Below are 7,266 nucleotides of genomic sequence, written 5' to 3'. Positions count from 1 at the left end.
GCTCATCTGATCATGCGGGCGCACGCGGGTGTCTGTCCAGACGGGGGGTGTGCCCCGGCTCCCACCACCACAACCCCCTCCTCCCCGGCCGGGGAGGAGGGGGTTGTGGTGGTGGGAGCCGCAGTACTGCGCGCCACGATCGCTCCAGACAGGTTGAGGGTTTTCTGCTGTCAAGCGCGCCCCTTGGGGGCCGCGACCCGGATGCATTCGTGGCAGTGGGTCTTTCTCGCTCATCCGGTGCCGCTTGTGCTCATCTGATCATGCGGGCGCACGCGGGTGTCTGTCCAGACGGGGGGTGTGTGTTCATCGACACCCACGGTCATCGCGCCTGTTGGGCGCCCGTACGATGAGCGGTAAAGAGTCCTTCAACCTACGGTCCCGTAGGTCGTGGGTACGATGGCGCGATGACAGACTCCGCGCCCCCGCCCCCGGAGCCCGCCACCTCCTCGCCCTCGGCTGCCGCCGCCAGGCTGTCCGTCTCGGCGCACAACGCGGCACAGCTCATCAAGCCGAAACTGCGTGGATGGCTGCACCTGGGCATGTTCCCCGCCGTCCTGATCTCCGGCATGTTCCTGACCGCTCTCGGGGACAGCATGCGCGGCCGGATCGCGTGCGCCGTCTACACCCTGACGGCGTGTCTGCTTTTCGGGATCAGCGCGCTCTACCACCGCGGCGACTGGAGCCCGCGGATCAACGCCGTGCTGCGGCGCCTCGACCACGCCAACATCTTCCTGATCATCGCGGGCACCTACACGCCGCTGACCATCCTGCTGCTGCCCGACGGCAAGCGCGACCTGCTGCTGTGGGGCATCTGGATCGCCGCGGCGCTCGGCATCGCCTTCCGCGTCTTCTGGGTCGGCGCCCCCCGCTGGCTCTACACGCCCTGCTACATCGCCATGGGCTGGGCGGCCGTCTTCTTCCTGCCCGAGTTCATGCGCACGGGCGGCATCGCCGTGCTGGTGTGCGTCATCGTCGGCGGCGTCCTCTACAGCGCCGGAGGTGTCGTCTACGGCATCAAGCGCCCCAACCCCTCACCGCGCTGGTTCGGCTTCCACGAGGTCTTCCACTCCTTCACGCTGGCCGCCTTCGCCGTCCACTACGTGGGCATCTCCCTGGTCGCCTACCAGCACGCGTAGGGCCTCTGGCCAAGGATCTCTCACGCATAATGGCCGCAGGAGGTGAGCCGTCGTGACGGTGATGGATGACTTGCTCGCACGTGGGGCTGTGCCGGAGGGGTACAAGGTCGAAATTTTCGACGGGGAAGTGATCATGACTCCGCAGAGCCCGGAGCAGGACTGGACGCTTGACGAAGTGCGCGCAGCGGTCCGGGCCGCCGGCATCCCCAGGGAGCGGGTGTTCGGTGACGTACTGGTGCGCTTCCCCGGTGAGAACGACGCCGCGCCTGACCTCGCCATCGTCTCGGACGGGGCCACACGACACGGCAACAGCTACGACTGCATCGATGTCCTCGCGGTCGTCGAGGTCACTTCCCGGCCGGATGACGACAAGGACTACGTCCGTAACGTCCGCAAGTACGGTCGCTTCGGTATCGACTGCTACCTGATCGCTGATCCGTTCAGGCAGGTCTGCACCCTCATGACCGAGTCGCATGCGACCGGGTACTCCACCGTGCGAGAGATCGCGTACGGGGAGCCCGTCACTCTGCGGCTTATTACCGGTGAGCGGGTCGAGATCAGCACCTCCGACTTCCCCGTGCGGCCGTAGCTCTCACCCCACCCGCCGTACCGCCCGTCCGGCCAGGACGTCCGTGCGCCGGCCGTCCTCGATCACCGGGCGGCCCGCCACCAGGACGTGCGGGATGCCGGTCGGCAGGGAGCGGGGCTCCTCGAACGTGGAGGTCGCCGCGACGGTGTCCGGGTCGAAGACGACCAGGTCGGCCACGTTGCCCTCCTTGACGGTGCCGCGGTCGGGCAGGCGCAGCCGGGCCGCGGCGCGTCCCGTGAGGTGGGCGACGCACTCCTCCAGCGAGAGGATGCCCAGCTCGCGCACGTACCGGCCCAGGTACTGGGGGAACGTCCCGTAGGCGCGCGGATGCGGCTTGGCGCCCTGGAGGATGCCGTCGCTGCCGCCCGTGTGCACCGGGTGCCGCATGATCGCGCGGACGTTCTCCTCGTGGCCGACGTGCTGGAGGATCGTCGAGCCGAGCCGGTCCTCGACCAGCAGCCGGTGCGCGGTCGTCCACGGCTCCTCGCCGCGCGCCGCCGCCGACTCGGCGACGGTGCGGCCCACATGGTCGGTCAGTTCCGGGTTGCTCACCCCGGAGATCTCGATGCGGTCCCACTCGATCGGCACCCCGTGGCAGCCGTCGGCGCCCTCGACCTCCATCACGTGCCGGATGCGGGCCGTCGTCGCCGGGTCGCGCAGCCGGGCCAGGGTCGCCTCGGGGCCGCCCTCGTTGGCCCAGCTCGGCAGCATCGCGGCGAGCGTCGTGCAGCCGGGGGTGTAGGGGTAGGTGTCCAGCGTGATGTCGGCGCCGTCCGCCACCGCCGCGTCCAGCAGCGCCAGCAGTTCGGGCGCCCTGCCCTTGTTGACGCCGAAGTTCATGGTGGCGTGCGCCAGGTGCAGCGCGCAGCCCGCCTCCCGGGTGAGCGCCACCATCTCGGCGTACGCCTCCAGCGCGCCGGCGCCGTAGGAGCGGTGGTGCGGGCAGTAGTAGCCGTCGTACTGAGCGACGACGCGGCACAGCTCGGTCAGCTCGGCGTCCGAGGCGTACATGCCGGGCGTGTACGTCAGCCCCGACGACATGCCGACCGCGCCCTGCTCCATGCCCTCGGCGACCAGCCGCTTCATCTTGCCCACCTCCTCGGCGGTCGCCGGACGGTCGTCCCAGCCCGTCGCCAGCATGCGCACGCTGCCCTGCGGGATCAGGTAGGCGGCGTTGATGGCCACCCCCTGCCGGTCGATGCGGTCCAGGTAGCCGCCGACGGTGCGCCAGTCGAAGTCGATGTCGCTGCCGTCACCGTTCCAGCCGGTGATGGCCTCGCGGATCGCGGCGAGCGTCGTGTCGTCCGTCGGCGCGTACGAGAGGCCGTCCTGGCCCAGCACCTCCAGAGTGACGCCCTGGGCAGCCTTGGCCGAGTGGTCGGGGTCGCGCAGGATCGCCAGGTCCGAGTGGGCGTGCATGTCGATGAAGCCCGGCGCCAGCGCCTGCCCGTCGGCGTCGAGGGTGCGGGTGCCGCTCGGGCGCGGCCCGCCCTCCCGGGCGATGTGGGTGATGCGGCCGTTTTCGACGCCGACGTCGGCTCGGTAGGAGGGGGCGCCGGTGCCGTCGATGACACGGGCGTCGCGGATGACCAGGTCCATGGGTGGTGCCGTCCCTTTCCGGGTGCGGGTGGGGAGGGGCCGGGGGCTCTTTCAGAAGAAGGTGCGGATCAGGTCGGTGACCGTGCCATCGGCGTCGACGACCGGGATGACCTGCCACTTGTCGAAGATCGTGCAGGGGTGGGACATCCCGAAGCCGATCCACTCACCGACCTGGAGGTCGACGCCCTCCGCCACGCGGAGCCAGGCGTGCTGGTCGCTCAGGGAGGTGACGGAGATGCCCTCCGCGGACCGCACGGTGCCCTCGAGGCCCCGCACCAGGTGCGCCTCGGGCAGCTCCAGATCGTGGGCGGCGTCCCGCTTGCCCGCGTTCACGAAGGCCTGTCCTGGCTCGGGCCGGGAGACGACCTGCGTCCACAGGGTGAACGCGGCCTGGAGGGCGCCCTCCTCGGGGTGCCGGTTGAAGGGCGTCAGATGGCGGTAGTGGCCGTCGTCGTGGGAGACGTAGGCGCCGGAGCGCAGCAGCTTCAGCACGGGCGCCGACATCTCGGGCACCTCGGCGAAGGCCTCGGCGACGGCGTCGAACCAGGCGCTGCCGCCCGCGCTGAGGACGATCTCGTCCAGCCCCTCGAAGCGCCCGGCCTCATCGAACGCGGCGGTGAGGGCGACCAGCCGCCGCAGCCACTCCCGTACGGTCTCGAAAGTGGCGCCCGGCACCTCGCCCTCGTAGCCGGCGACGCCGACCAGGCGCAGCGTGCCGGTGGCCGCGACCGCGTCGGCGACGGCGGCGCACTCCTGCTCGGTACGGACGCCGGTGCGTGCGCCGTCCCCCGCGCCGAGTTCCACGACGACCTCGACGGGCCGCCGCGCCCCGGCCGCGCGCAGTGCCTCGTCCATGAGATTGACGCCCTGCACGGAGTCGACGTAGCAGACGAAGCGGAAGGACGGGTCGCCGTCGAGTTCGGAGGCGAGCCAGCGCAGCGCCGCAGCGTCCACCAGCTCGTTGGCGAGGAAGATCCGGGGCACGCCGAACGCGCGCGCGACCCGCACCTGGTGGGGGACCGCCAGGGTGATGCCCCAGGCGCCCTGCTCGATCTGGCGGGCGAACAGCTGCGGCGCCATGGAGGTCTTGCCGTGCGGGGCGAAGGCCAGGCCGTGCCGGGCGGTGTAGGCGGAGAGCGCGGCGAGGTTGTGTTCCAGGCGCTCGGCCGAGAGCGCGAGCACGGGGGTGGTGAAGCCGCCGGTGAACAGGGAGCGGCGTTCGGCGGCCAGCTCGCCGAGCGTGGTGCCCGAGGCCGCCGCGTCCGGAGGCAGGCCCTTGAAGCGGTGGTCGGCGGGCTCGGCCGCCAGCCGGGCGGCGGCGTGGGCGACGGCGGTGTGGCGGGGGCCGGGGGCTGCCATGCGGGACTCCGTGAGAGATACCGTGAAAGGAAGTCGTTGCATATTTTGCAACGTCCATTGCGTATGACGCTTATGGCTGTCTAGCATCCCGCCGAACGGCCGGTCAATGGAACCGGTCACCCGAGCAACCGGCGCATGACGAGGAGCGGGACCCACCGTGACCACCACCCCCGAGACCGATGTCGTCTGCCTGGGCGAGTCCATGGTCACGTTCCTGCCCTCGCGCCCAGGACCGCTCGCCGACGTGCCCTCGTTCGCGCGGACGATCGGCGGAGCCGAGTCCAACGTCGCCTGCGCGCTGGCCCGCGCGGGGCACCGTGCCCGCTGGGTCAGCAGAGTGGGCACGGACGGCTTCGGCGACCACCTGGTCCGCACCATCGCCGCGCACGGGGTGGACACCTCGGCCGTCGAGCGCGACCCCGAGCGGCCGACCGGCATCTACTTCCGCACGGACGGCGAACGCGCCACGGGCACCGAACCCGCGACCGGCACCGAACCGGCCTCCGACGCCGCACCCGTCACCTCACCCGAGCCCGCGCCGTTCTCCGAAGTGGTCTACTACCGCGCGGGCTCCGCGGCCTCCGCCATGTCCCCGGCCAACGTGGCACCGGAAGCGGTGCGGGCCGGACACATCCTGCACCTGACCGGCATCACCGCGGCCCTGTCCGCCGACTGCCTGGCCCTGCTGCGCTCCCTCACGTCCGCACGTCCCGCCGCGGCGCCTGGCGGGCACCCGGGTCCGTTGGTCTCCTTCGACGTCAACTACCGGGTCGGCCTGTGGCGGACGGCGCCTGAGCCGGGCGGGCTGGTGCTGGGCGAGCTCGCCCGGCACAGCGACCTCGTGTTCGTCGGCGAGGACGAGGCCGCCGCGGCGTGGGGCGTCACCGGCGGACCCGACGCCGTGCGCGAGGTACTGCCGGAACCGGCCGTGCTCGTCGTCAAGCAGGGCAGCGCGGGGGCGACCGCGTTCGTCGGGGAGGCGGCCGGCGTGTTCGCGCCGGCCCTGCGCGTGGACGTCGTCTCGCCCGTCGGCGCGGGTGACGCGTTCGCCGCTGGCTTCCTGGCGGGCACGTTGCGGGGGCTTCCGGTGCGCGAGCGGCTGCGGCACGGGCACCTGAGCGCCGCCGCCGTGCTGACCGCCGCCGGCGACCTGGCCGCGCCGCCGGACCGCGAGGCGGCCGACCGGCTGGTGGCCCTGGACGACGCGGCCTGGGCGTCACTGCGGCTGGGCCCCGGATGGAGCGCCGGGACGGTGGCGAAGACGCCGGGCGCGCGCGGGCCCGAGGGCGCCGCGGACGGGCACCCCGGCGACACGCAGGCGGAGGTGCGCAGCGCATGAGTCAGACCGTGGACCGGGCGCTCAGCATCCTGCCGCTGCTCGCCGAGGGCCCCGCCAACCTGGAGCAGGTCGCCTCCCGCCTGGAGGTGCACAAGTCGACGGCGCTGCGGCTGCTGCGCACGCTGCACGAGCACGGCATCGTCTACCGGCAGCCGGACCAGCGCTACCGGCTGGGCGCACGGCTGTTCGCCCTCGCGCAGGAGGCGATGGAGAACCTCGACGTCCGCGAGATCGCCCACCCGCACCTGGCCGAACTCAACGCCGCCTGCGGACACACCGTCCACCTCGCGGTCTACGAGGAGGACGAGGTCCTCTACATCGACAAGGTCGAGAGCCGCTACCCGGTGCGGATGTACTCGCGCATCGGCAAGCCCGTGGCGATCACCGTCGCCGCCGTGGCGAAACTGCTGCTGGCCGACCTGCCCGAGCCGGAGCGGCGCGCCGTCGCCGAACGGCTCGACTACCCCCGCTACACGTCCCGTTCGACGCCCGACGCCGCCGCGTTCCTCGCGGAACTGGCCAAGGTGCGCGAACAGGGCTGGGCCACCGACCTGGGTGGCCACGAGGAGTCCATCAACTGCGTCGGAGCCCCCATCAGGGGTGCCGAGGGGCGCGTGGTGGCGGCCATGTCGGTCTCCGCGCCGAACGTCGTCGTCTCCGCGGACGAACTCCTTGCCCTGCTGCCCCGCGTGCGGCGTACGGCCGAGGCCATCAGCGCCGAGTACGTGGGTCAGCCGATCCGCCCGCAGCCCGCGGGCGACAGACACCCCCATCCGCGACACAAGAGAGCCGCACCATGAGCGAGAAGCTGTCCAAGACCGCGCTGACCCCGGCCACCCACACGACACCGCCCGCGAAGTTCTCGCACGGCGTGCGCAAGGGGAACATCCTCCAGGTCGCCGGGCAGGTCGGGTTCGGCCCGGCCGTCGAGGGGCAGGCGCCGACGCCCGTCGGGCCCACCCTGCGCGAGCAGACCCTCCAGACCCTCGCCAACGTGGAGGCCATCCTCACCGAGGGCGGCGCCACCTGGGAGGACGCCGTGATGCTCCGGGTGTACCTGACGGACACCTCGCACTTCGCGGAGTTCAACGAGATCTACAACGAGTACTTCGCCTCCCTCCAGGAGGCCCCGGCCGCCCGTACGACCGTCTACGTGGGCCTTCCCGCCGGTCTCCTCGTCGAGATCGACACCCTCGCCGTCCTCGGCTGAGGCCTTCTTCCCCTACCCCGCCCCTTCCCGGAAC

The 7,266-nt window shown here is 71.9% G+C and carries 7 protein-coding genes; 5 read left to right on the top strand and 2 right to left on the bottom strand.

Annotated features, from left to right (window positions below; translation table 11 throughout):
* Window positions 1-404: 404 nt before the first annotated feature.
* Window positions 405-1,136, top strand: coding sequence for a hemolysin III family protein (locus AB8Z75_RS28705; RefSeq protein WP_369207010.1), 732 nt, complete (start codon window positions 405-407; stop codon window positions 1,134-1,136).
* A gap of 61 nt (window positions 1,137-1,197) precedes the next feature.
* A complete protein-coding gene (locus AB8Z75_RS28700; protein ID WP_369207012.1) occupies window positions 1,198-1,725 on the top strand; it encodes a Uma2 family endonuclease in 528 nt (175 codons plus the stop codon).
* 3 nt (window positions 1,726-1,728) lie between these two features.
* Here the strand turns inward: AB8Z75_RS28700 and AB8Z75_RS28695 are convergent, their stop codons facing one another.
* Together AB8Z75_RS28695 and AB8Z75_RS28690 are read right to left on the bottom strand one after the other, a co-directional pair.
* On the bottom strand, window positions 1,729-3,324 hold the full coding sequence (locus tag AB8Z75_RS28695) for an amidohydrolase family protein (RefSeq protein WP_369207008.1): 1,596 nt from the start codon (window positions 3,322-3,324) through the stop codon (window positions 1,729-1,731).
* 51 nt (window positions 3,325-3,375) lie between these two features.
* On the bottom strand, window positions 3,376-4,683 hold the full coding sequence (locus AB8Z75_RS28690; RefSeq protein WP_369207006.1) for an alanine racemase: 1,308 nt from the start codon (window positions 4,681-4,683) through the stop codon (window positions 3,376-3,378).
* Between the two features lie 157 nt (window positions 4,684-4,840).
* Between AB8Z75_RS28690 and AB8Z75_RS28685 the strand changes: the two genes are divergently transcribed.
* The 3 genes from AB8Z75_RS28685 to AB8Z75_RS28675 are packed head-to-tail and all read left to right on the top strand — an operon-like array spanning window position 4,841 to window position 7,232.
* Entirely contained in the window at window positions 4,841-6,022 is a 1,182-nt protein-coding gene (locus tag AB8Z75_RS28685; RefSeq protein WP_369207004.1) for a sugar kinase, read from the top strand.
* Complete coding sequence (locus AB8Z75_RS28680; protein ID WP_369207002.1) at window positions 6,019-6,822, top strand: IclR family transcriptional regulator; 804 nt, start codon at window positions 6,019-6,021, stop codon at window positions 6,820-6,822. Before AB8Z75_RS28685 ends, AB8Z75_RS28680 begins: the two co-directional genes overlap by 4 nt.
* Entirely contained in the window at window positions 6,819-7,232 is a 414-nt protein-coding gene (locus tag AB8Z75_RS28675) for a RidA family protein (RefSeq protein ID WP_369207000.1), read from the top strand. Before AB8Z75_RS28680 ends, AB8Z75_RS28675 begins: the two co-directional genes overlap by 4 nt.
* The last annotated feature ends 34 nt before the right edge of the window (window positions 7,233-7,266 follow it).

Source organism: Streptomyces sp. PU-14G (assembly GCF_041028275.1).
GTDB lineage: Bacteria > Actinomycetota > Actinomycetes > Streptomycetales > Streptomycetaceae > Streptomyces.
Note: the sequence above shows the minus strand (reverse complement) of the source record. Positions and strands in the feature narration are given on the sequence as shown.

What these genes read in the sequence shown, in the direction of transcription:
- AB8Z75_RS28705 (WP_369207010.1), top strand. Translation starts at nt 405, where the DNA reads ATGACAGACTCCGCGCCCCCGCCCCCGGAGCCCGCCACCTCCTCGCCC.
- AB8Z75_RS28700 (WP_369207012.1), top strand. Translation starts at nt 1,198, where the DNA reads ATGGATGACTTGCTCGCACGTGGGGCTGTGCCGGAGGGGTACAAGGTC.
- AB8Z75_RS28695 (WP_369207008.1), bottom strand. Translation starts at nt 3,324, where the DNA reads ATGGACCTGGTCATCCGCGACGCCCGTGTCATCGACGGCACCGGCGCC.
- AB8Z75_RS28690 (WP_369207006.1), bottom strand. Translation starts at nt 4,683, where the DNA reads ATGGCAGCCCCCGGCCCCCGCCACACCGCCGTCGCCCACGCCGCCGCC.
- AB8Z75_RS28680 (WP_369207002.1), top strand. Translation starts at nt 6,019, where the DNA reads ATGAGTCAGACCGTGGACCGGGCGCTCAGCATCCTGCCGCTGCTCGCC.
- AB8Z75_RS28675 (WP_369207000.1), top strand. Translation starts at nt 6,819, where the DNA reads ATGAGCGAGAAGCTGTCCAAGACCGCGCTGACCCCGGCCACCCACACG.